General features: G+C 73.1%; 16 protein-coding genes. 13 read left to right on the plus strand and 3 right to left on the minus strand.

Features of this window, described 5'->3' with window-relative positions:
- Positions 1-106 precede the first annotated feature (106 nt).
- From miaA to hflX, 6 genes are all read left to right on the plus strand, one after another.
- Positions 107-1,045 carry a tRNA (adenosine(37)-N6)-dimethylallyltransferase MiaA gene (gene miaA, locus ABD385_RS30180; RefSeq protein WP_344582022.1) on the plus strand — a complete coding sequence of 313 codons (939 nt, stop codon included), beginning with the start codon at positions 107-109 and terminating at the stop codon, positions 1,043-1,045.
- Positions 1,046-1,154: 109 nt separating this feature from the next.
- Positions 1,155-1,673, plus strand: coding sequence for a hypothetical protein (locus ABD385_RS30185; protein WP_344582024.1), 519 nt, complete (start codon positions 1,155-1,157; stop codon positions 1,671-1,673).
- Positions 1,674-1,746: 73 nt separating this feature from the next.
- On the plus strand, positions 1,747-2,625 hold the full coding sequence (gene dapF / locus ABD385_RS30190) for a diaminopimelate epimerase (RefSeq protein ID WP_344582025.1): 879 nt from the start codon (positions 1,747-1,749) through the stop codon (positions 2,623-2,625).
- Positions 2,626-2,846: 221 nt separating this feature from the next.
- Complete coding sequence (locus ABD385_RS30195; RefSeq protein WP_344582027.1) at positions 2,847-5,000, plus strand: RelA/SpoT family protein; 2,154 nt, start codon at positions 2,847-2,849, stop codon at positions 4,998-5,000.
- 137 nt (positions 5,001-5,137) lie between these two features.
- Positions 5,138-6,772: a M1 family metallopeptidase gene (locus tag ABD385_RS30200; RefSeq protein WP_344582029.1), complete on the plus strand. Its 1,635-nt coding sequence runs from the start codon at positions 5,138-5,140 to the stop codon at positions 6,770-6,772.
- 266 nt (positions 6,773-7,038) lie between these two features.
- Complete coding sequence (gene hflX / locus ABD385_RS30205; RefSeq protein WP_344582031.1) at positions 7,039-8,526, plus strand: GTPase HflX; 1,488 nt, start codon at positions 7,039-7,041, stop codon at positions 8,524-8,526.
- Positions 8,527-8,663: 137 nt separating this feature from the next.
- Here the strand turns inward: hflX and ABD385_RS30210 are convergent, their stop codons facing one another.
- Positions 8,664-9,851, minus strand: coding sequence for a trypsin-like serine peptidase (locus ABD385_RS30210; protein ID WP_344582032.1), 1,188 nt, complete (start codon positions 9,849-9,851; stop codon positions 8,664-8,666).
- Positions 9,852-10,134: 283 nt separating this feature from the next.
- Here ABD385_RS30210 and ABD385_RS30215 point away from each other — a divergent pair, with 283 nt between their 5' ends.
- The 5 genes from ABD385_RS30215 (at position 10,135) to ABD385_RS30235 (ending at position 18,246) form a co-directional block, all read left to right on the plus strand.
- A complete protein-coding gene (locus ABD385_RS30215) occupies positions 10,135-11,529 on the plus strand; it encodes a diaminobutyrate--2-oxoglutarate transaminase family protein (RefSeq protein ID WP_344582034.1) in 1,395 nt (464 codons plus the stop codon).
- On the plus strand, positions 11,526-13,550 hold the full coding sequence (locus ABD385_RS30220) for an IucA/IucC family protein (protein WP_344582036.1): 2,025 nt from the start codon (positions 11,526-11,528) through the stop codon (positions 13,548-13,550). The genes ABD385_RS30215 and ABD385_RS30220 overlap by 4 nt, the downstream gene beginning before the upstream one ends.
- A gap of 43 nt (positions 13,551-13,593) precedes the next feature.
- Positions 13,594-14,274 (plus strand): GNAT family N-acetyltransferase, encoded by a 681-nt coding sequence (locus ABD385_RS30225; RefSeq protein ID WP_344582037.1) that lies wholly within the window; start codon positions 13,594-13,596, stop codon positions 14,272-14,274.
- A 113-nt stretch (positions 14,275-14,387) separates the two neighbouring features.
- Positions 14,388-16,196 carry an IucA/IucC family protein gene (locus ABD385_RS30230; RefSeq protein WP_344582039.1) on the plus strand — a complete coding sequence of 603 codons (1,809 nt, stop codon included), beginning with the start codon at positions 14,388-14,390 and terminating at the stop codon, positions 16,194-16,196.
- A 61-nt stretch (positions 16,197-16,257) separates the two neighbouring features.
- The gene (locus tag ABD385_RS30235) at positions 16,258-18,246 is read left to right on the plus strand and encodes an ATP-dependent DNA helicase (RefSeq protein WP_344582041.1); all 1,989 of its coding nucleotides are present in this window, start codon (positions 16,258-16,260) and stop codon (positions 18,244-18,246) included.
- Positions 18,247-18,329: 83 nt separating this feature from the next.
- Here ABD385_RS30235 and lexA read toward each other — a convergent pair whose 3' ends face one another.
- Positions 18,330-19,127 carry a transcriptional repressor LexA gene (lexA, locus tag ABD385_RS30240; protein ID WP_344582043.1) on the minus strand — a complete coding sequence of 266 codons (798 nt, stop codon included), beginning with the start codon at positions 19,125-19,127 and terminating at the stop codon, positions 18,330-18,332.
- A 569-nt stretch (positions 19,128-19,696) separates the two neighbouring features.
- Here lexA and nrdR point away from each other — a divergent pair.
- Together nrdR and ABD385_RS30250 are read left to right on the plus strand one after the other, a co-directional pair.
- Positions 19,697-20,224: a transcriptional regulator NrdR gene (gene nrdR, locus ABD385_RS30245; protein ID WP_344582045.1), complete on the plus strand. Its 528-nt coding sequence runs from the start codon at positions 19,697-19,699 to the stop codon at positions 20,222-20,224.
- Between the two features lie 122 nt (positions 20,225-20,346).
- Positions 20,347-23,226: a vitamin B12-dependent ribonucleotide reductase gene (locus ABD385_RS30250; protein ID WP_344582046.1), complete on the plus strand. Its 2,880-nt coding sequence runs from the start codon at positions 20,347-20,349 to the stop codon at positions 23,224-23,226.
- Positions 23,227-23,361: 135 nt separating this feature from the next.
- On the opposite strand, the gene ABD385_RS30255 is transcribed toward ABD385_RS30250, so the two are convergent.
- Positions 23,362-24,219, minus strand: a complete 858-nt coding sequence (locus tag ABD385_RS30255; RefSeq protein ID WP_344582047.1) for an alpha/beta fold hydrolase — start codon at positions 24,217-24,219, stop codon at positions 23,362-23,364.
- Positions 24,220-24,335 lie beyond the last annotated feature (116 nt).

The raw sequence follows: 24,335 nt of genomic DNA on the forward strand, positions 1-24,335 counted from the left end.
CGGCAGCGCGCCGGCATTCGGGATCTCGCAACAGGCAACGACGCCGTCGGTGCCCCGTCACGTCGCTCGTTCGAGATGACCGGTCGAGGTTTGCGAGACTGACGGGGTGAACACCGTCGTCCCCACCCCCCGGGTCATCGCCGTCGTCGGCCCCACCGCGGCCGGAAAGTCCGACCTGGGCGTCGCGCTCGCCCAGCACCTCGGCGGCGAAGTGATCAACGCCGACTCGATGCAGCTCTACCGGGGCATGGACATCGGCACCGCCAAGCTCACCCCCGAGGAGCAGCAGGGCGTGCCGCACCGCCTCCTCGACATCTGGGACGTCACCCGCGCCGCCAACGTCGCCGAGTACCAGCGGCTCGCCCGCGCCGAGATCGACCGGCTGCTCGCCGAGGGCCGCACCCCGGTCCTGGTCGGCGGCTCCGGCCTCTACGTCCGCGGCGCCCTCGACGCCCTGGACTTCCCCGGCACCGACCCCGCGGTCCGGGCCCGCCTGGAGGCCGAGCTCGCCGAACTGGGCAGCGGTGCCCTGCACGCCCGGCTCGCCGCCGCCGACCCGGAGGCCGGCCGCGCCATCCTGGCCGGCAACGGCCGCCGGATCGTGCGCGCCCTGGAGGTCATCGAGATCACCGGCCGCCCGTTCACCGCCAACCTCCCCGGCCACGAAGCCGTCTACGACACCCTGCAGATCGGCGTGGACGTCGAGCGCCCCGAACTGGACGCGCGCATCGCCACCCGGGTCGACCGGATGTGGGAGGCCGGCCTGGTCGACGAGGTGCGGCGGCTGACCGCCGACGGGCTGCGCGAGGGCCGGACCGCCTCCCGCGCGCTCGGCTACCAGCAGGTGCTCGGCTACCTGGCGGGGGAGTGCACCGAGCAGGCGGCGCGCGACGAGACGGTGCGCGCCACCAAGCGCTTCGCCCGCCGCCAGGACTCGTGGTTCCGCCGGGACCCGAGGGTCCACTGGCTCAGCGGGGCCGCCGACCGCCGGGCCGACCTCCCGTCCCTGGCACTGGCGTTGCTCGAACGACCGGTCACAGCCTGATCACGTCATGGCATCGGGACGCTCCGGCCGTCATCCGGGTCGCTGAGGGCGTGTCATCATCGACCTTCGATCGAGGCGTGCAATCTGGCAGTGGGGAGGGCGCGTGGCAATGGAGGCCAGCCCTCGCAACCGTGCCCAACAACCGGACCCGGACGGCGCCGGAACCGCACCGCTGGCCGAGGACGGCCCGCCGGCCCACGACGCCGACGGCCTCCCCGACAGCCCCCCGGCCACCCTCGACGCCTCGGACGGCCCCGACGCCGAGCCGGGCGCGTCCCCCGAGGGCGGCGAGTCCTTCCGCGACCTGCGCCCGCCCCGGCGGCTGCGGCTGTGGCAGCTCGCCCCGATCGTGGCGCTGGCCGCCCTCGGCTCGCTGATGTTCGCCTTCCCGCTGGCCTTCGAGTTCGGCGGCGACGGCGGCGCGGTCATCGCGATGCTCGGCCTGCTGCTGTGCTGCTGCGCCGCCGGCACCGGCATGATGGCGGCCCGCCGGGTCGGCCACACCTGGCCCGGCCTGCCGGTCCGCGGTTCCGGACGCCGCGCGAACTGGCGGGTGGTCCTCCTCTACGCGGCCGTGGTCGCCGTCCTCGCGACCCTGGCCATCTGGCGGGTGGCCCGCCTCCGCTGAGGCGCGCGGCCGCCCCCGGCGCCGGGCCCCGCCCCGGCCGGCCGGCGCGCCGCGCTGGCCGTAGGATTCAGGGGTGACCAGCACGCAGCGCATCGCCTTCCTCAAGGGCCACGGCACCGAGAACGACTTCGTGATCGTCCCGGATCCGGACGGCCGGCTCGACCTGTCCGCGACCGCCGTCGCCCGGATCTGCGACCGCCGGGCCGGAGTGGGCGGCGACGGGCTGCTGCACGTGGTGCGGTCCGCCGCGCACCCCGACGCGCGGGCGATGGCCGACGAGGCCGAGTGGTTCATGGACTACCGCAACGGCGATGGCTCGATCGCCGAGATGTGCGGCAACGGCCTGCGGGTCTTCGCCCGGTACCTCCTGCACGCCGAGCTGGTCGAGGCCGGCGACGTGGCGATCGCCACCCGTACCGGAGTGCTCCGCGTGCACCTCGCCAAGACCGGCGACGTCACCGTCGCCATGGGGCGCGCCGCGCTCCCCGAGGACGGCGTGGTGGTCGAGGTCGACGGGCGCAGCTGGCCGGCCCGCAACGTCAACATGGGCAATCCGCACGCCGTCGCGTTCGTCGAGGACCTGGCGCACGCCGGGGAGCTGCGCGCACAACCGCAGTTCAGCCCGGCCGCGGTCTACCCGCACGGCGTCAACATCGAGTTCGTCGTGGACCGCGGCCCGCGCCACGTGGCGATGCGGGTCCACGAGCGCGGCTCCGGCGAGACCCGCTCCTGCGGCACCGGCGCCTGCGCGGTGGCCGTCGCCACCGCCCGCAGGGACGGCCTGGACCCGGCCGTGACCGGCACCCCGGTGACGTACACCGTCGACGTCCTCGGCGGCAGCCTGACCCTCACCGAGCTGCCGGACGGCACCGTCGAAATGACCGGACCGGCCGTGATCGTCGCCGAGGGCACCTTCGAGCCGGAGTGGCTGGCGGGCGCACTCGCCAGCTGACGGGAACGGGCCGCGAGCGCCGGAGCACGCCCCTCGACCAGGGGAAACGGTTTCGGCGAGGAGAAACGATTCCGGCCAGAAACTTCCCTCGAATGGGTGATCCGTTTCACGCTGAGCGAGAGGCGGACAGCGCTGCGTGATGGGCTCGGTAGCATCAAGCACCGGCCCGGGCGCCCGAACTGACGCCGTCCCACCGCCGGTCGACGCCGCCGGAGGTGCCCATGAGCGCAGAGGCCACGAACCCTGGTAACCCTGAAGCAGCGGACCGCAGGCGCGGCCGCCCCCGGCCGGCGCTCCGGGGACTGCGCCGCATCGGCCGCGCCGCGCTCCTCGGCCCGGCCGCCCGCGACGGCCTCCCGGACGCCCTGGAACACGTCGCCAAGGTGCACCGCCGCCACCACCCCGACGCCGACCTCGACATCCTCAGCAAGGCGTACCAACGCGCCGAGTCCTCGCACCGCGGTCAGACGCGCAAGAGCGGCGAGCCGTACATCACCCACCCGCTAGCGGTGACCCTGATCCTCGCCGAACTCGGCGCGGAGACCACGACGTTGACCGCCTCCCTGCTCCACGACACCGTCGAGGACACCGAGGTGACCCTCGATCAGGTGCGGACGGAGTTCGGCGCCGAGGTCTGCTACCTGGTCGACGGCGTCACCAAACTGGAGAAGGTCGACTACGGCGCCGCCGCCGAGCCGGAGACCTTCCGCAAGATGCTCGTCGCCACCGGCAACGACGTCCGGGTGATGTCCATCAAACTCGCCGACCGGCTGCACAACATGCGCACCCTCGGCGTGATGCGCCCGGAGAAGCAGGCCCGGATCGCCGGGGTCACCAGAGACGTGCTGATCCCGCTCGCCGAACGCCTCGGCGTCCAAGCGCTCAAGACCGAGCTGGAGGACCTGGTCTTCGCGGTCCTGCACCCCGAGGAGTACACCGCGACCCGGCACCTCGTCGCCTCGTACGCCGGCCGCTCCGACCCGCTCGCCGCGCTCGCCGCCCGGGCCCGCGCGATCCTCGCCGACGCCGGCATCGACGCCCAAGTCCTCGTCCGGCCACGGCACTTCGTCTCCGTGCACCGGGTCCTGCTGGCGCGGGGCCGGCTCACCGCCGCGGACCTCGGGCGCCTGCTGGTCCTGGTGACCGAGGACGCCGACTGCTACGCCGTCCTCGGCGAACTGCACACCTGCTTCACCCCGGTGGTCTCGGAGTTCAAGGACTTCATCGCGACCCCCAAGTTCAACCTCTACCAGTCGCTGCACACCGCCATCAGCGGCGAGGGCGGCGACGTCGCCGAAACCCTGATCCGCACCCACCGGATGCACCGGGTCGCCGAGGCCGGGGTGATCGCCCTGGGCGATCCGCACGTCCCCACCGACGGCGCCGACGCCCCCGAGGGCGAGCGAGCCGACCCGACCCGCCCCGGCTGGCTCGACCGGCTGTTGACGTGGCAGCGCACCACCCCCGATCCGGACACCTTCTGGACCTCGCTCCGCGACGATCTCGCCCAGGAGGGCGAGATCGCCGTCTTCTGCGCCGGCGCCGCCGCGGACGACCCCGGCGGCACGATCGGACTGCCCGCCGGCGCGAGCTGCGTGGACGCGGCGTACGCCCGGCACGGCGACGCCGGGCACGGCTGCATCGGCGCCCGCGTCAACGGCCGCCTGGTCACCCTCGGCACCGTCCTGTGCGACGGCGACAGCCTCCACCTGCTGATGGCCCCGGACTCCGCCGGCCCCTCGCCCCAGTGGCTCGACCACGCGCGCACCCCCGCCGCCCGGCTCGCCATCTCCCGGTGGCTGGCCCGCCCGCAGGACACCGGCGAGCCGCCCGCCACGCCCGCCGGGCGGCGCGCCGAACGCCGACGGGCGCCCGCCCACCGCTCCGCCGGCCCGGACCACGCCGCCACCGCCTCCGGCCTCGCGGTGGCCGACCTGCCCGGCGCCGCCGTCCGACTGGCCGGCTGCTGCACGCCGGTGCCGCCGGACACCGTCACCGGCTTCGCGGTCCGCGGCGGCGCGGTCACCGTGCACCGCGCCCTGTGTCCCGCGGTGGCCCGGATGGCGGCGATGGGCCGGCAGCCGGTCGGGGTGCGCTGGCGCGGCGCCGGCCCGGGCGGCCCCGGCTGCCGGGTGACGCTGCTGGCCGAGGCGTTCAGCCGGCCGCACCTGCTGCCCGACCTGACCGAGGCGATCGCCGCCCAGGGCGCCGCCGTGGTCTCCGCGGCCGTCGAACCCCCGCACGAGCAACTCGTCCGGCACACCTACACCCTCCACCTGCCCAACGCCGCCGGCCTGCCCTCCCTGATGCGCGCGATGCGCCAAGTACCGGGTGTCTTCGACGTGGTCCGGGCCACCACGACGGTGCGTACGTAGGCCCCGGGCACCCGCGGGCAGGGCCGGGGACAGATCCGGCGCGCGGGCGCAAGCCGGATGGCCGTGGTGCCGCTCGTTCGGGTGCCGTGCTGACGTGCCGTCCACGGGTGGGCGGGCCGCGCTGATAGCGGTAGCCCATGTCGCTTCCCTTGCGCCGTCCGTCCCGCGAGCCCGACGGGACCGCCTCCGACCGCACCACCGACCGTTCCGCGCACGCCACCGCCGGCCGGCGCCCCGGCGCCCGCCACGGCCGGGCGCCCCGCCGGGTCGCCGCCCTCGGCCTCGCGATCGCCGCCACCGTCGCCGCGGCCGCCCCGCAGCCCGCCGAACCGCAGGGCATCGGCGACCGCCTCTTCCCCTCCCTCGGCAACCCCGGCTACCACGTCATCTCGTACGACATCTCCCTCGACTACTCGGGCCACAACGACCGCCCGATCGACGCGGTGACCGTGATCAACGCCGAGGCCACCGCCACCCTCGACCAGCTCAACCTCGACTTCGCCGACGGCACCGTCCGCTCCGTCCAGATCGACGGCCGCCCCGCCGCGCACCAACAGGCCGGCGAGGACATCGTGCTCACCCCGGCCGCGCACATCACCCCCGGGCAGAAGCTCCGGATCGTCGTCCACCACACCACCGACCCGCGCGGCAAGGGCAACGGCGGCTGGATCCGCACCCGCGACGGACTCGCGATGGCCAATCAGGCCGACGCCGCACACCGCGTCTTCCCCTGCAACGACCACCCGTCCGACAAGGCCTACTTCACCTTCCACGTCACCGCCCCCCAGGGGCTGACGGTGGTCGCCAACGGGCTGCCCGTCGGCGAGGGCACCCGCGGCCCGCGCCGCACCTGGACCTACCGCACCGCCCACCCCATGGCCACCGAACTCGCGCAGGTCTCCATCGGCCGCTCCAGCGTGGTGACGCACCGCGGACCGCACGGGCTGCCGCTGCGCGACGTGGTCCCGGCCGGCACCCGCGGCGCGCTCGCCCGCTGGCTCGCCAAGACGCCGGACCAGGTGGCCTGGATGGAGCGGAAGGTCGGACCGTACCCGTTCGAGACGTACGGGGTGCTGCTGGCCGACGCCAGCACCGGCTTCGAGCTGGAGACGCAGACCCTCTCGCTCTTCGAGAAGCGGCTGTTCACCACCCCCCAGCTGCCGGACTGGTACGTGGAGTCGGTGATGGTGCACGAGCTGTCCCACCAGTGGTTCGGCGACAGCGTCAGCCCCCGCCGGTGGTCCGACGTCTGGCTCAACGAAGCCCACGCCACCTGGTACGAGGCCCTCTACGCACAGGAGAAGGGCGACCCGCGAGCCTCCCTGGAGGCCCGGATGCAGCGGGCCTACCAGGCGTCCGACGGGTGGCGCGCGGAGGGCGGCCCGCCGGCCCTGCCCAAGCTGCCCGACCAGGGCCGGAAGATCGGCATCTTCCGGCCGATCGTCTACGACGGCAGCGCCCTCGTCCTGTACGCCCTGCAGCACAAGATGGGCAAGGCCGGCTTCGACCGCCTGGAGCGGGAGTGGGTGGCCAAGCACCGCGACGGTTCGGCCGGCACCGCCGACTTCATCTCGCTGGCCTCCGACATCTACGGCCACAACCTCTCCGGCTTCTTCTGGGAGTGGCTCTACGGGGCCAAGACCCCGCCGATGCCCGGACACCCCGAGTGGAAGCCGCAGGCGGCCAAGCAGTCCGCGGCGGACGGCAAGACGCCGCAGTCGGCGCCGCGGGTGGCCGTCACGCCGGGTGCGCCGCACCTCCACAAGGCGTGACCGAGGCCGGGGGCGGGCGCTGCGCGGCAGGTACAGGAGCCACCGGCCCGTACGCGGACCACCGGCCCGTACGGGAACACCGCGAAAGCACCGGAAAACCCGCGTGACGCCCGTCTCCCGGCCGTGCGACCATCATCGGGTCGGCCGGGCCCGACGCCCGGGAATCTGCGGGCCGGCCCGGACGTTGACCACAGCGAACGGCACAGCCATCCAGCCCCGGCGGGACCGACCGGTCCCTGGGGGCTCCCAACGACACAAAGGATCAAATGACCTCCTCTTCTTCCCTTCCGCAGGACCGGCAGCGCCTCCCCGAGAGCCTTCGGGCCGACGCCCTGATGGAAGAGGACGTCGCCTGGAGCCACGAGATCGACGGGGAGCGCGACGGCGACCAGTACGACCGCTCCGCACGCGCGGCACTGCGCCGCGTCGCCGGGCTCTCCACCGAGCTCGAGGACGTCACCGAGGTCGAGTACCGGCAGCTGCGCCTGGAGCGCGTGGTACTCGTCGGCGTCTGGACGTCCGGGACGGTGCAGGAGGCGGAGAACTCCCTCGCCGAGCTGTCCGCGTTGGCCGAGACCGCCGGTGCGATGGTGCTCGACGGCGTCATCCAGCGCCGCGACAAGCCGGACCCGGCCACCTACATCGGCTCCGGCAAGGCCCTGGAGCTGCGCGACATCGTGCTCGAATCCGGGGCCGACACCGTGGTCTGCGACGGTGAACTCTCCCCGGGCCAGCTGATCCACCTGGAGGACGTCGTCAAGGTCAAGGTGGTCGACCGGACCGCCCTGATCCTCGACATCTTCGCCCAGCACGCCAAGTCCCGGGAGGGCAAGGCGCAGGTCTCGCTGGCACAGATGCAGTACATGCTGCCCAGGCTCCGTGGTTGGGGCCAGTCGCTGTCCCGACAGATGGGTGGCGGCGGCTCCGGTTCGGCGGGCGGCGGCATGGCCACCCGTGGTCCCGGTGAGACCAAGATCGAGACGGACCGGCGGCGGATCCGCGAGAAGATGGCGAAGATGCGCCGGGAGATCGCGGAGATGAAGACCGGCCGGGACGTCAAGCGCCAGGAGCGCCGGCGCAACAAGGTCCCCTCGGTCGCCATCGCCGGCTACACCAACGCCGGCAAGTCCTCCCTGCTCAACCGCCTCACTGGCGCCGGCGTCCTGGTGGAGAACGCCCTGTTCGCCACCCTGGACCCGACCGTCCGCCGGGCCGAGACCCCCAGCGGGCGGCTCTACACCCTCGCCGACACCGTCGGCTTCGTCCGCCACCTGCCGCACCACCTCGTGGAGGCGTTCCGCTCCACCATGGAGGAGGTCGCCGACGCCGACCTCATCCTGCACGTGGTCGACGGCTCGCACCCGGTGCCGGAGGAGCAACTGGCGGCGGTCCGCGAGGTGATCCGCGACGTGGGCGCCACCGAGGTGCCCGAGATCGTCGTGGTCAACAAGGCCGACGCGGCCGATCCGTTGACGCTCCAGCGGCTGCTGCGCCAGGAGAAGCGCGCCCTGGTGGTCTCCGCCCGCACCGGCGAAGGCATCGCCGAGCTGTTGACCCTGCTCGACGAGGAACTCCCGCGCCCGCAGGTCGAGATCGAGGCGCTGGTGCCCTACACCCAGGGCGCCCTGGTCTCCCGGGCGCACGCCGAGGGCGAGGTCATCTCCGAGGAGCACACCGCCGACGGCACGGTCCTCAAGGCCCGCGTCCACGAGGAACTGGCCGCCGAGTTCCGGCCGTTCGTCCCGGCCGCCTGACGGCCGCGGAGCGCACCGCCGCGCGCGCGTGACAAAGGCCCGCCCCCGGATCACCGGGGGCGGGCCTTCGCCGTGCGTCACGCGGAGCGGACCGTGCGGGCGGGGTGGTGCCGCGCCCCGGCGCCACCCTCAGGCCCCTACTGCTGGTTCGCCCACTTCTTGCTCATCGCGTCGAAGATCGACTTGGCCTCCGTGCCCAGGTGCGGGCCGGCCAGCCACTGGGCCGGACGCGGCCCCATCGACGTGTTCGAGATCAGCACCGGCTGGCCGTCGGAGCCCTTGATGAACCAGGGGCCACCGGACGAACCGCCGGTCATGGTGCAGCCGATCCGGTACATGGTCGGCTTCTTGGCGTCCATCGTCAGCCGGCTCGGCTTGTCGGTGCAGGACTGCTGCGCCGCACCGTCGAACGGGGCCTCGGCCGGGTAGCCCTGCGCCGTCAGGCTGGGGATCTTCGACATCGCCGGGGCACCGAAGTCCACCGCGTAGGCGCCGCCGGCCATCTCCTCCAGCGACTTGCCGCCGGTGCTCTCCTCCGGCTTCACGTGCATCAGCGCGAAGTCGTACGGGGCCATCGGCACGCCCGGAACGGCGCCGCCGCCGGAGATCCACTCCTTGGTCGTCGCCATGTCGTCCGCCCACCACTTGCCCGCCGGGACCCGGTCCTCGTAGGGCGTGGTCTTCATCTGGGCGGCCGAGACACCGGTCCGGTTGAAGTTCGGGACGAACATCATGTTCCGGTACCAACCGCCGCTCTTGCCGGCGTGCACGCAGTGCGCGGCGGTCCACACGAGGTTGGACTTGCCCGGGTGGGCCGGGTCCTTGACGACGGTGGCGGAGCAGCGGGACTCGCCCTGCGGCGTGCTGAAGAGCAGCAGGCCGACGCCCGGCGCGGTCGAGGTGTACGGGGTCTTTACCGCACGCGCGGGCACCGCGGTCGGCTCCGGGTCCGTCTTGCCCTGGTCCTCGGTGATGTCCGAGATCTTGCTCGGGTCCTGCGGGGGCTTGACCTTACCGATCTTGTCCGGGTTCCAGAAGTTCTTGATGACCGGGTTGATGAACTCGCCGGCCTCGCGGAACCAGGTGTCCTTGTCCCAGTTCTTCCACTCGCCGTTCTTCCACTTGTCCAGGTCGAGCCCGTGTTCCTTGAGCTTGTCCTGGAGCTCCTTGGGGATCTTGATCGCGCCTCCGCCGGCGGTGTCCTGGGCCGACTCGGACGGCTTGGCGTCCGCGTTGTCGCCCGAGGGCCCGCAGCCCGTCGCGGTGAGCGCCACCACGGCGGTGAGGGCGGCGGCGGCCAGCACGGGCCGACGTATCGATCGCATGGGTGGTTCTCCCCCTGTGTCAAACGGACGGAGCCGGAAGGGCTCGTGAGCGGTGCCCGGGTCAGCGCCTTGTCATGAACCGCAAGATCCGGGTGCAGCCCCCCACTATGCCGGTGTTCGCAGGGACGGCGGTACCCGGGTCCCCGGTTCCCGGCCGTCAAGGATCTTGCCGTCAGCCGTGTTCCCGCGCGGCCGGCGTCGTTGGTACGTACGGGGGACGGCCGGGCCGCCGGTCGGGCCCGCGCGGTATCCAGCCGTTCACCAGCAGGAGGACACAACTGCCGTGGCGTTGACCGAATCCGTGCCGGCGGCCGCGCCGCCGGCCCACGAGGGGATCCTGCGCCGCCAGGCCCTGCGTGAGTCCGCCGCCCGCACCTACGCGCGTTCGCTGCCGATCGTCCCGGTGCGCGCCCGCGGGCTGACCATCGAGGGCGCCGACGGCCGGCGCTACCTCGACTGCCTCTCCGGAGCCGGCACCCTGGCCCTGGGCCACAACCACCCCGTGGTCCTGGAAGCCGTCCGCGCCGTCCTCGACTCCGGCGCGCCGCTGCACGTCCTCGACCTGGCCACCCCGGTCAAGGACGCCTTCACCACCGAGCTGTTCGCCACCCTGCCGGGCGAGTTGGCGGAAAAGGGCCGGATCCAGTTCTGCGGCCCGGCCGGCACCGACGCCGTCGAGGCCGCCTTCACCCTCGTCCGCACCGCCACCGGACGGAACGGCCTGGCGGCCTTCTCCGGCGCCTACCACGGCATGACCGCGGACGCCCTGGCCGCCTCCGGGGGCGCCCGCCACCCCGGCGTGACCCGACTGCCCTACCCGTACGCCTACCGCTGCCCCTTCGGCGTCGGCGGCGAGCACGGCGCCGAACTCTCCGCGCGCTGGACCGAGAACCTCCTCGACGACCCCAAGGGCGGGGTGCCCCGGCCCGCCGGCATGATCCTCGAACCGGTCCAGGGCGAGGGCGGCGTGATCCCCGCGCCGGCCGGTTGGCTGCGCCGGATGCGCGAACTCACCGCCGCCCGCGACATCCCGCTCATCGTCGACGAGGTGCAGACCGGCGTCGGACGCACCGGCACCTTCTGGGCCGTCGAGCAGAGCGGCATCGTGCCCGACGTCCTGGTGCTCTCCAAGGCGATCGGCGGCAGCCTCCCGCTCGCCGTCATCGTCTACCGCGAGGAACTGGACGCCTGGCGCCCCGGCGCGCACGCCGGCACCTTCCGCGGCAACCAACTCGCCATGGCCGCCGGCACCGCCACCCTCGCCTACGTCCGCCGCAACGGCCTCGCCGCCCGCGCCGCCACGCTCGGCGCCACCATGCTCGGCCGGCTCCGCGACCTCGCCGCCGCCCACGACTGCATCGGCGACGTCCGCGGCCGCGGCCTGATGCTCGGCGTGGAGATCGTCGACCGGGACGGCGCCGCCGACGCCCTGGGTGCCCGGCCCGCCGACCCGGCCCTCGCCGCCGCCGTCCAACAGGCATGCCTGGACCGCGGCCTGATCGTCGAACTCGGCGGCCGGCACTCCGCCGTCATCCGCCTGCTGCCGCCCCTGACCCTCACCGACGAACAGGCGGACGCGGTCCTCGACCGCCTCGCCGACGCCATCGCGGCGGCCGGCCGCGCCACTCCCGGGCCCCTGGGCTCGCCACCCACCACCCTGCGAGGCACCCCCGCATGAACGAACGCCCCGGTCCCGACGGCACCCAGGCGACCGAACGGTTCCCCGCCCACCACCCCGGCGCCGGCCTCATCGAACCGTCCGTCCCCCGGCAACAGCGCCGCCCCGGCGACGACACCTGCCACCAGCAGACCCCGGCCGCCGACCACCACGAGCCCGGGTCGTACGACCCCGTGCGCCACCCCGACGCCGACCCCCTCGACCACCCGGACCCGACCGTCGCCGCCGACGCCGCCGGCATCGAGAACCTGCTCCGCTGCTGGCTCCGCGAGCACGGCACGCCCCGCCCGGCCGCCGGCCGGCTGCGCCTGGCCCTGCACGCCAGCGCCGCCGCCCTGCACGTCCCCGTCCGCTACTGGTCACCCACCGGCTGGCACCGCCTGGGCGCCCCCACCCTCGAAGGCACCCCGCCCGGCTCCGCCCCGCTGGACGCCGTCACCCTCGCCGCCCTCCTGCGCCGCGAGGCCGCGCACCACGGCGACCGACGGGCCTCCGACGGCGGCGAGCACCGGGTCGCCGACGGCGACGAGCCGCCCGCCGCGGACGACGCCCCGCAGGCCCCGGACGGCGACGGCGCCGAACTCGTCGGCCGGGTCGCCAACTCCGTCCGCACCACCGCCCTGTTCATCGCCGACCGGCGCGCCCACCCCGCCGCGGACCAGGGCTCCCGCTTCCTCGAAGCCGAGCAGTCGCTCCTCCTGGGCCACCCCCTGCACCCCACGCCCAAGAGCCGCGAGGGCCTCACCGAAGCCGAGACCCACGCCTACTCGCCCGAACTCCGCGGCGCCTTCCCACTGCACTGGGTGGCCGTCCACCCCTCCGCGATCGCCACCGACTCCGCCTGGACCGAGCGCGGCCGCACCGTCCCGGCCGCGCAACTCGCCGCCGAACTCGCCGGCGACGGGCTGCCGCTGCCCGCCGGCACCGTGCCGTTGCCGCTGCACCCCTGGCAGGCCCGGGACCTCGCCACCCGCCCCGAGACCGCGGCCCTGCGCGACGCCGGACTGCTGCACGACCTCGGCCCGCACGGACCCCACTGGTACCCCACCTCCTCCGTCCGCACCGTCTGCCGCCCGGGCGCGCCCGCGATGCTCAAGCTCTCCCTGGGGCTGCGCATCACCAACTCCCGCCGGGAGAACCTCCGCAAGGAACTGCTCCGCGGCGTCGAGGTCCACCGGCTGCTGCGCACCGGCCTGGCCGCGCAGTGGCGGGCCGCCTTCCCCGGCACCCCCGGCTTCGACGTCGTCCGCGACGCGGCGTACCTCGCCGTCGACGGACCGGACGGCACCCCCGTCCAAGGCTTCGACGTCGTCATCCGCCACCAGCCCTTCGGCCCCACCGAGGACGCCGTCTGCATCGCCGGGCTCACCGCCCCGCGCCCCTGGCCGGGCCACGGCGTGATGCGCTCGCGCCTGGAGAGCGTGGTCGGCGCGCTCAGCTCCCGCACCGGTCGGCCGGCCGGGCCGGTGGCCATCGAGTGGTTCCTGCGCTACCTCGAAACCGTCGTCCGGCCCGTCCTCTGGCTCGACGGCACGGCCGGCGTCGCCCTGGAGGCCCACCAGCAGAACACCCTCGTCCTGCTGGACGCCGACGGCTGGCCGGCCGGCGGCCGCTACCGCGACAACCAGGGCTACTACTTCCGGGCCTCCCGCCGCGCCGAGCTGGAACGCCGACTGCCCGGGGTCGGCACCGCCAGCGACACCTTCGTCGCCGACGACGTCACCGACGAGCGCTTCGCCTACTACCTCGGCATCAACAACGTCTTCGGGCTCATCGGGGCGTTCGGCGCGGCCCGCCTGATCCGCGAGGAGGTCCTGCTCGCCGCCTTCCGGCGGTTCCTCCTCGACGCCGCGGCGGCCCCCCGGGCCCACCGCTCGACGCTGCCGGAGCGGCTGCTCTCCGCCCGCACGCTGCGCTGCAAGGCCAACCTCGCGACCCGGCTGCACGGCCTGGACGAACTCGTCGGCCCGGTCGACACCCAATCCGTGTACGTCACCCTGTCCAATCCGCTCGCGCCCTAGGCCCCGTCGTCCCCGTCGACCCAGCCCCCCAGGAGTGCGTCACGTGTCACCCACCGAATCCGGCCTCACCCCCGCGCCGGACGACACCCTCGGCGACCCGCCCGCGCCCGACCCCCGCGCGCTGCCGCCCGCTGCCACCACCCCGGCCGCGGGCCCGCTGCTGGACGACCTCGCCCACTGGCCGCCGGCCGACACCCCCGCCGGGCCGTTCGCCCTCGTCCCCGTGGACCCGGACCGCGACCTCGACCGGATCGCCGCCTGGATGAACGACCCCGCCGTCGCCGCCTTCTGGGAGTTGGCCGGCTCCCCGGAGATCACCGCCGCCCACCTGCGTCCCCAACTGGCCGGTGACGGCCGCAGCGTGCCCTGCCTGGGCGTCCTGGACGGCGTCCCGATGAGCTACTGGGAGATCTACCGCGCCGACCTGGACCGCGTCGCCCGCTACTACCGGGCCCGCCCGCACGACACCGGCATCCACCTGCTCATCGGCCCCGACCGCGACCGCGGCCGGGGCCTCGGCACGGCGCTGCTGCGCGCCACCGCCGACCTCGTCCTCAACCAGCGCCCCCGGTGCGGCCGGGTCCTCGCCGAACCCGACCTGCGCAACACCGCGTCCGTCGCGGCGTTCCTGGGCGCCGGCTTCCACTACGCCGAGGAGATCCGCCTACCGGAGAAGCGCGCGGCGCTGATGGTCCGCGACCGCGCCCACCGCCACCAGCTCTGACCCGGGGCCGTCCGTCGACGGCCCCGGTCGGGTCCGCCACCCATCCCGCCGGCCCGGTTGTCCCCCGCACGTGCCGGGCCGGTCCCGTACCGAGGAGTCCCACCTTGTCTCCCGTGTCCCGTCCCTCCGTCCCCACCGACCGGCCCGCCCCGTCCCCCGCGCCCGCCGGACGCCCCTCGTCCGACGCCTGGCAGCGCGCCGCCCGCCGGCTCTTCGCCAAGACCCTCGCGGAGTTCGCCTACGAGGAGATCCTGGCCCCGCAACCCGACGGCACCGCCCCCGACGGCAGCCCCCGCTACCGCCTGCCGGTCACCGACGACCTCACCTACCGCTTCACCGCCCGCAGGGGCTCCTACGGCCACTGGCGCATCGACCCCCACTCGATCACCCCGCACGCCGACCCGCTGCGCTTCCTCACCCACGCCCACGACACCGTCCTCGGCCTGTCCGGCGACACCACCGGCCACCTCATCCGCGAACTGACCGCCACCCTCGCCGCCGACACCCGCCTGGACGCCACCGCCCTGAGCGCCGCGGAACTCGCCGACCTGGACTACGCCGCCCTCGAAGGCCACCAGACCGGCCACCCCTGGCTCGTCGCCAACAAGGGCCGGCTCGGCTTCTCGGCAACCGACGCGGAGACCTGGGCCCCCGAAGCCCGCAGCCCCCGGCGCCTGCCCTGGCTCGCCGCGCACCGCAGCCTCGCCCACTACCGCGGCGTCCCCGCCCTGGCTACCCCCGACCGGCTCTACCGCGAGGAGCTCGGGCCCGCCCTCCGGCACGCCTTCGCCGCCACCCTCACCGACGCGGGCCGCGACCCCGCCGACTACCTCTACCTCCCCGTCCACCCCTGGCAGTGGGACGAGACCATCGCCCCGCTCTTCGCCCCGCAGCTCGCCGACGGCTCCCTCGTCCCGCTCCCCGCCGACGACGACCTCCGGCTCCCGCAGCAGTCGATCCGCACCTTCCTCAACCTCACCCGCCCCCACGCCCGCACCGTCAAGCTGCCGCTGTCGATCCTCAACACCCTGGTCTGGCGCGGTCTGCCCACCGAGCGCACCCTCGCCGCCCCCGCCGTCACCGCCTGGGTGCACGGCCTGCGCGATGGCGATACGTATCTGCGCGACGAGACCCGGGTGATCCTGCTGGGCGAGACCGCCTCCGTCACCGTCGAGCACCCCCTCTACGACCGGCTGCCCGGCGTCCCCTACCAGTACAAGGAACTGCTCGGCTGCATCTGGCGGGAACCGCTCGCCGACCACCTCGACCAGGGGGAGCGGGCCCGCACCCTGGCCTCCCTCCTCCAGACCGATCCGGCCGGCCGGGCGCTGACCGCGGAACTGGTGCACCGGTCCGGCCTGCCCGCGCGGACCTGGCTGGCCCACCTGTTCACCGCCCTGCTGCCGCCCCTGCTGCACTTCCTCTACCAGTACGGCACGGTCTTCTCCCCGCACGGCGAGAACGCCATCGTGGTCTTCGACGAGGACGACGTCCCCACCCGCCTGGCGATGAAGGACTTCGTCGACGACGTGAACACCAGCGCCCAACCGCTCCCCGAGCACGAGGCCATGCCGGACGACGTGCGGGCGGTGCTGCTGACCGAACCCCCGGCGTTCCTCACCCAGTTCATCCACTCCGGCCTCTTCGTCGGGGTCTTCCGCTACCTCGCGCCGCTGTGCGAGGACCAACTGGGCGTGCCCGAGGAGGAGTTCTGGTCGCTGGTCCGGGCGGAGATCCTGCGCCACCACGAGCGCTTCCCGCACCTCAAGGCGCGGCAGGAGACCTTCGACCTGCTCACCCCGGAGATCGAGCGGCTGTGCCTGAACCGCAACCGACTGCACGTGGACGGTTACCGCGACCGCCGCGACCGCCCGCACGCCGCAGTCCACGGCACCGTCCCCAATCCCCTCCACGGTCCGTGACCCCTGCACACCGCGTGACCGCCGCGTGCTGTCGGTGGTCCCGCGTAGGCTTGCAGACGCTATGACGAAGCCCTCTCTCCCCGATCTGCTCCACGCCGCCGTCTCCGCCGTCGGCGGCACCGAGCGGCCCGGCCAGGTGGCCATGGCCGAGGCCGTCGCCGAGGCCGTGGACGACCAGGCCCACCTGCTGGTCCAGGCCGGCACCGGCACCGGAAAGTCCCTCGGCTATCTGGTGCCGGCGCTGGCCCACGGCGAGCGGGTGGTGGTGGCCACGGCCACCTTGGCCCTCCAGCGCCAGCTCGTCGAGCGCGACCTGCCGCGGACGGTCGAGTCGCTCCATCCCCAGCTGCGCCGCCGGCCCCAGTTCGCGATGCTCAAGGGCCGCTCGAACTACCTCTGCCTGCACCGCCTCCACGAGGGCGTCCCGCAGGAAGAGGAGGACGGCCTCTTCGACGTCTTCGAGCAGGCGACGCCGACCAGCAAGCTCGGCAAGGACCTGCTGCGGCTGCGCGACTGGGCGGACGAGACCGAGACCGGCGACCGCGACGACCTGACCCCCGGCGTCTCCGACCGCGCCTGGGGCCAGGTCTCGGTCGCCTCCCGGGAGTGCCTGGGCGCCTCGAAGTGCGCCTACGGCGCGGAGTGCTTCGCCGAGGCGGCCCGGGAGCGGGCCAAGCTCGCCGACGTGGTGATCACCAACCACGCGCTGCTGGCGATCGACGCCATCGAGGGCGCCCCGATCCTGCCGCAGCACGAGGTCCTGATCATCGACGAGGCGCACGAGCTGGTCTCCCGGGTCACCGGCGTGGCCACCGGCGAGCTGACCCCCGGCCAGGTCAGCCGCGCGGTCCGCCGCGCCGCCAAGTTGGTCAACGAGAAGGTCGCCGATCAGCTCCAGACCGCTTCGGACACCTTCGAGCGCCTGATGGAGCTGGCACTGCCGGGCCGCCTGGAGGAGGTCCCCGAGGATCTGGGGTACTGCCTGATGGCGCTGCGGGACGCGGCCCGCACGGTGATCGTCGCCCTCGGTTCCACCCGCGACAAGTCCGTCCAGGACGAGGACGCGGTCCGCAAGCAGGCCCTGGCCGCGGTGGAGAACGTGCACGACGTCGCCGAGCGGATCGTGAACGGCTCCGAGTACGACGTGGTCTGGTACGAGCGCCACGACCGGTTCGGCGCGTCGCTGCGGGTGGCGCCGCTGTCGGTCTCCGGCCTGCTGCGGGAGAAGCTCTTCACCGACCGTTCGGTGGTGCTGACCTCCGCCACCCTCAAGCTGGGCGGCGACTTCAACGGCGTGGCCGCCTCGCTGGGCCTGGGCCCGGAGGGCACCGCGCGCGAGGACGAGCCGGTGTGGAAGGGCCTGGACGTCGGCTCGCCCTTCGACTACGGCAAGCAGGGCATCCTCTACGTCGCCAAGCACCTCGCCCAGCCCGGCCGGGAGGGCAGCCGCGAGGACATGCTCGACGAACTGGCGGAGCTGATCGAGGCGGCCGGCGGCCGGACGCTGGGGCTCTTCTCGTCGATGCGGGGGGCCCAGGCCGCGGCGGAGGCGATGCGCGGCCGGCTCGACGTCCCGATCCTGCTCCAGGGCGAGGAGACCCTCGGCGAGCTGATCCGGACGTTCGCGGCGGACGCCTCGACGTGCCTGTTCGGGACCCTGTCGCTGTGGCAGGGCGTGGACGTGCCGGGGCCGAACTGCCAGCTGGTGGTCATGGACCGGGTGCCCTTCCCGCGGCCGGACGATCCGCTGATGAGCGCCCGGCAGAAGTCGGTGGAGGAGGCCGGCGGCAACGGCTTCATGGCGGTCGCGGCGACGCACGCCGCGCTGCTGATGGCCCAGGGGGCGGGCCGTCTGGTGAGGTCCACGGGGGACCGCGGCGTGGTGGCGGTGCTGGACCCGCGGGTGGAGCGGGCCCGCTACGGCTCCTTCCTCCGCAAGTCCATGCCGGACTTCTGGTACACCACCGACCGCAATCTGGTCCGCGGTTCACTGGCCCGCATCGACCAGGCGGCCAAGGACGCGGTCGCCAAGGACGCGGCGGGGGAGTAGCGGGCCCGCCGGGACAGCGCAGAGCCCCGGGACGGAACCGGCGCAGTGGTTCCGTCCCGGGGCTCGGTCGTGGGGCGGGGCGGTCAGACCCGGCGCAGCACCGCGACCACCTTGCCGAGGATCGTCGCCTCGTCACCGGGGATGGGTTGGTACGCGGCGTTGTGCGGCAGCAGCCAGACGTGGCCGTCCTCGCGCTTGAAGCGCTTGACGGTGGCCTCGCCGTCGAGCATCGCGGCGACGATGTCGCCGTTCTCGGCGACCGGCTGGCGGCGGACGGTGACCCAGTCGCCGTCGCAGATCGCGGCCTCGATCATGGAGTCGCCCACGACCTTCAGCACGAACAGCTCGCCGTCGCCGACCAACTGGCGGGGGAGCGGGAAGACGTCCTCGACGGACTCCTCGGCGAGGATCGGGCCGCCGGCCGCGATCCGGCCGACCAGCGGGACGTAGGACGCGGCGGGCTTGCCGGCGGTCTCGGTCGCCGCGCTCGTGGGCTGGTCCGAGGCGCGGACCTCGTACGCCCGCGGGCGGTGCGGGTCGCGGCGGAGGAAACCCTTCCGCTCCAGCGCCATCAGCTGGTGGGCGACGGACGAGGTGCTGGAGAGTCCGACGGCCTGTCCGATCTCCCGCATCGACGGCGGATATCCGCGCCGTTGCACAGAATCCCGGATCACTTCGATCACTCGGCGCTGGCGGTCGGTGAGCCCCGAACTGTCGGCGCGAATACCCGGGGGACGCCCCGGGAGCGAGCGGGCCGGCTTGTGCTCTTCGGAGTCCGACGTGGTGTCTTCCATCGGCCGCGGTGCCCTTTGCGGTTGCTCGAATCGGCTCGGGGAGTGGCTTTGTGCGGTGATGGTCGCGCTGTCTGCGGTGGTGGTCACGTCGGCCCCTCTCGAAATGTTCTCCCTAGCTAGCCAACGGTAGTTGCTTTCGAAAGGTTGCGCCAAACACACGTTCGAGTGAAAAATTCCGCGATTGGCTGACCTGATCAAGCAGCGAGGTGTATGGCCGAATGGCAATTCGGGCCTCCGGGACGTCCCGCCCCGGATTCCCGTCCGGATTCCGCTTCGGAATGCCGGTCGGAGCCGGTCGGAACCCGTCCCGAAAAGCGGCGAACGGCACCGCGGCGGAGCTTCTCCGCGGCCTCGCCGATTGTGTCATCCCCGCCCCTCCGGTCCCCGCGCCGGGTGGCTTCCCGTACTCTCGTGGACGGCCCGCCGGCCCGCCGCCCCCGCGACACGCGGTAGGCAGATATAAGCGCCCCGACACCACATGTAGTGCTTAGATGCGTTCGGCCTCCTACAAGTTGTGGTGTCGGGTCTGTCGGGCCCCAAGGATCGCCTATGCTTGTGGCTGCTCCGAAGGGCCCGTACGGACCGGCCGGAGGTCAGTCGCCGTACGCCGGTTCTCTTGGCGTGCGTCCGTTTCCGAGGGTGAGGAGGGTGGAGCCATGCACTGCCCCTTCTGCAGGCACCCGGACAGCCGGGTCGTCGACAGCCGCACCACGGACGACGGGACGTCGATCCGTCGGCGTCGCCAGTGCCCCGACTGCTCCCGCCGTTTCACGACCGTCGAGACGGCATCGCTGATGGTGATCAAGCGGAGCGGGGTCACCGAGCCCTTCAGCCGCACCAAGGTCATCGCCGGGGTGCGCAAGGCGTGCCAGGGGCGGCCGGTCACCGAGGACGCCCTCGCCAAGCTCGGCCAGCGGGTCGAGGAGGCGGTGCGCGCCACCGGCAGCGCCGAGCTGACCACCCATGACGTCGGGCTCGCCATACTGGGCCCGCTGCAGGAACTCGACCTCGTCGCGTACCTGCGCTTCGCGTCCGTCTACCGGGCGTTCGACTCGCTTGAAGACTTCGAGGCGGCCATCGCCGAGCTGCGCGAGCAGCGCGAGCTGGGGCCGCCCGCGCACGGCGGGAGTGACGAGGAGGCCGGCGACCCGGCCGTTCCCGTGCCCGCCACCGCTGCCGACTGAGTTCGGCACGCAATCCAATCCTGAACCGGGGCGAGAGCAGGTCGCCCCGGTTCCGGCAAGACATACACCGTGCCACGGAATTTGTGTGCACATATGGGCGTTTGCCCGTATAGGGAGGCGGAATGACAGAGACGACGAGCGGCCCGGCACGAGGCTCCCGCGCCAAGGGCAGCAAGGCGAGCAAGGGTCTGCGCATCGAGCGCATCCACACCACCCCCGGCGTGCATCCGTACGACGAGGTCCAGTGGGCGCGCCGTGACGTCGTCATGACCAACTGGCGCGACGGCTCGGTCAACTTCGAGCAGCGTGGCGTCGAGTTCCCCGACTTCTGGTCGGTGAACGCGGTCAACATCGTCACGAGCAAGTACTTCCGCGGCGCGGTGGGCTCCCCGGCCCGCGAGTCGAGCCTGAGGCAGCTCATCGACCGCGTGGTCAAGACGTACCGCAAGGGCGGCGAGGACAACGGTTACTTCGCTTCCGCGGACGACGCCGAGATCTTCGAGCACGAGCTGGCCTACGCGCTGCTCCACCAGGTCTTCAGCTTCAACTCCCCGGTGTGGTTCAACGTCGGCACCCAGCAGCCGCAGCAGGTCAGCGCCTGCTTCATCCTCTCCGTCGACGACTCCATGGAGTCGATCCTGGACTGGTACAAGGAAGAGGGGATGATCTTCAAGGGCGGCTCCGGCGCCGGCCTGAACCTCTCCCGCATCCGCTCCTCCAAGGAGCTGCTCTCCTCCGGCGGCAACGCCTCCGGCCCGGTCTCCTTCATGCGCGGCGCCGACGCCTCCGCCGGCACCATCAAGTCGGGCGGCGCCACCCGCCGCGCGGCCAAGATGGTCGTCCTGGACGTCGACCACCCCGACGTCGAGGCGTTCATCGAGACCAAGGTCAAGGAAGAGGAGAAGATCCGCGCGCTGCGCGACGCGGGCTTCGACATGGACCTGGGCGGCGACGACATCACGTCCGTCCAGTACCAGAACGCCAACAACTCGGTCCGCGTGAACGACGAGTTCATGAAGGCCGTCGAGTCCGGCTCGAAGTTCGGGCTGCGCGGCCGGATGAGTGGCGAGGTCATCGAGGAGGTCGACGCCAAGGGCCTGTTCCGCAAGATGGCCGAGGCCGCCTGGGCCTGCGCCGACCCCGGCATCCAGTACGACGACACCATCAACCACTGGCACACCTCGCCGGAGACGGGCCGGATCACCGCGTCCAACCCGTGCAGCGAGTACATGCACCTGGACAACTCCTCGTGCAACCTCGCCTCGCTCAACCTCCTGAAGTTCCTCCGCGACGACGACAAGGGCAACCAGTCCTTCGACGCCGCACGGTTCGCCAAGGTCGTCGAGCTGGTCATCACGGCCATGGACATCTCGATCTGCTTCGCGGACTTCCCCACCGAGAAGATCGGCGAGACCACCCGCGCCTTCCGCCAGCTGGGCATCGGCTACGCCAACCTCGGCGCGCTGCTGATGGCCACCGGTCACGCCTACGACTCCGACGGCGGCCGCGCGCTGGCCGGTGCCATCACCTCGCTGATGACCGGCACCTCCTACAAGCGCTCCGCCGAGCTGGCCTCGGTCGTCGGCCCGTACGACGGCTACGCCCGCAACGCCGACGCCCACAAGCGCGTCATGAAGCAGCACTCCGACGCCAACGACGTCGCGGTGCGCACGGACGACCTGGACACCCCGGTGTGGGCCGCGGCCACCGAGGCGTGGCAGGACGTGCTGCGCCTCGGCGAGAAAAACGGCTTCCGCAACGCCCAGGCGTCGGTGCTGGCCCCGACCGGCACCATCGGCCTGATGATGGACTGCGACACCACCGGCGTCGAGCCGGACCTGGCGCTCGTCAAGTTCAAGAAGCTGGTCGGCGGCGGCTCCATGCAGATCGTGAACAACACGGTCCCCAAGGCGCTGAAGCGGCTCGGCTACCAGCCCGAGCAGGTCGAGGCGATCGTCGCCCACATCGCCGACCACGGCAACGTCGTCGACGCCCCCGGCCTCAAGCTGGAGCACTACGAGGTCTTCGACTGCGCCATGGGCGAGCGTTCCATCTCCCCGATGGGCCACGTCCGCATGATGGCCGCGGCCCAGCCGTTCCTGTCCGGTGCGATCTCCAAGACGGTCAACGTCCCGGAGACGGCCACCGTCGAGGAGATCGAGGACGTCTACTTCCAGGGCTGGAAGCTCGGCCTGAAGGCGCTCGCGATCTACCGCGACAACTGCAAGGTCGGTCAGCCCCTCTCCGCCAAGAAGAAGGAGGAGAAGCCGGCGGCCGTCGCGCAGAGCGCGGAGAAGAAGGTCGTCGAGTACCGTCCGGTCCGCAAGCGCCTCCCCAAGGGCCGCCCGGGGATCACCACGTCCTTCACGGTCGGCGGTGCCGAGGGCTACATGACCGCCAACTCCTACCCGGACGACGGTCTCGGTGAGGTCTTCCTGAAGATGTCCAAGCAGGGCTCGACCCTCGCGGGCATGATGGACGCCTTCTCCATCGCGGTGTCGGTCGGCCTCCAGTACGGCGTGCCGCTGGAGACCTACGTCGCGAAGTTCGTCAACATGCGCTTCGAGCCGGCCGGCATGACGGACGACCCGGACGTGCGGATGGCGCAGTCGATCGTCGACTACATCTTCCGCCGCCTGGCGCTGGACTTCCTGCCGTTCGAGACCCGCTCGGCCCTCGGCATCCACTCCGTCGAGGAGCGCCAGCGCCACCTGGAGACCGGCTCGTACGAGCTGCCCGAGGACGAGGTCGACGTGGAGGGCCTGGCCCAGTCCGCGCCGCGGCAGATCGAGCCCGTGAAGGAGGCCGCGCCGGCGGCGAAGGCCGTCGAGGCGGTCGCAGCACCGGCTCCCAAGCAGGCGCACACCAACGCCGAGCTGGTGGAGATGCAGCTGGGCATCAACGCCGACGCGCCGCTGTGCTTCTCCTGCGGCACCAAGATGCAGCGGGCCGGCAGCTGCTACCTCTGCGAGGGCTGCGGCTCGACCAGCGGCTGTAGCTGAGCCCGGCGCCCCACACGGGGCGGCGGCCGATGACCGGCCGCCGGGCGTGAGCTGAACAGGGTGGCGGCCCCGGGACGACCCGGGGTCGCCGCCCTGTCGTGCGAGGGGGCCGGCCCCCTCGCACGACAGGGCGCCCTACGCCGGGACCTGCGCCGTACGGAGGAACGCCGCGACGGTCCCGGTGAAGCGTTCCGGGTCGTCGAGCCAGGGGTAGTGACCGGCATCCGGCTGGACGGCCAGGGCGGCGCCCGGCAGCAGCGCGGCGACCTCTTCGGCGACGCGGGGCAGCGGGCCACCGTCCAGGGCGCCCACGAGGAGCAGCACCGGCGCGTCGAGCGCCGCCAGGGCGGCCCGCGTCGCCGCCGGGTCGAAGGCGCCGGCGGCGGCGTACCGCTCCCCGGCCTCCTCGTTGGTCTGCGGCACCTCCTGCGCGGCGTGCCGTTGCGCGGCGGCGTCCCAACGGCCGTAGAAGAACGGTGCGATGGCGTCCCAGTCGGCGTCCGTCGCGGTACCCGCCCACACCGCCTCGTAGCTGCGGTACGCGGCCGGGAACCACGGTGCGGCGGACCGCAGGGCGGCGGCCGCTCGCCGGTGCTCCTCGGTGAAGTCGATCCCCAGGGCGCGGGCCCGGGCGGTGACCAGGGTGAGGCTGCGGATCCGGTCCGGGTGGCGGGCCGCGTGGAGGAGGGCCAGGTCGCCCGCCGCGGAGTGCGCGAGGACGTCCACGCGGTCGAGTCCGAGGTGCGCGCGCAGCGTCTCGACGTCGTCGACCTGACGGTCGCAGCGGTAGGTCGCGGGATCGGCGGGCACGCCGGAATCACCGGTGCCGCGCAGATCGAGCCGGATCACTTGGCGATGCGCGGCCATTCCCCCCAGATCACCGAGGTAGGCGGAAGCGCGCATCGGTCCGCCGGGCAGACAGAGCAGCGGTTCGCCCTTCCCCACGACGTGATAGGCGAGCGGGGTCCCGTCGAGCGCGGTGAGAACAGGCATGGCGGCAATCCTCGGCACGCGGGAACGGTGCGGCAAGTGGTTATGCCGGGGTCGGTGGACGCCGGGAAACGGGGGAATCCCGGGAATCCGGGGAATCCGGGGATGGGGTGATCGGG

The organism is Streptomyces lunalinharesii, from assembly GCF_039532155.1.
GTDB classification, from domain to species: domain Bacteria; phylum Actinomycetota; class Actinomycetes; order Streptomycetales; family Streptomycetaceae; genus Streptomyces; species Streptomyces lunalinharesii.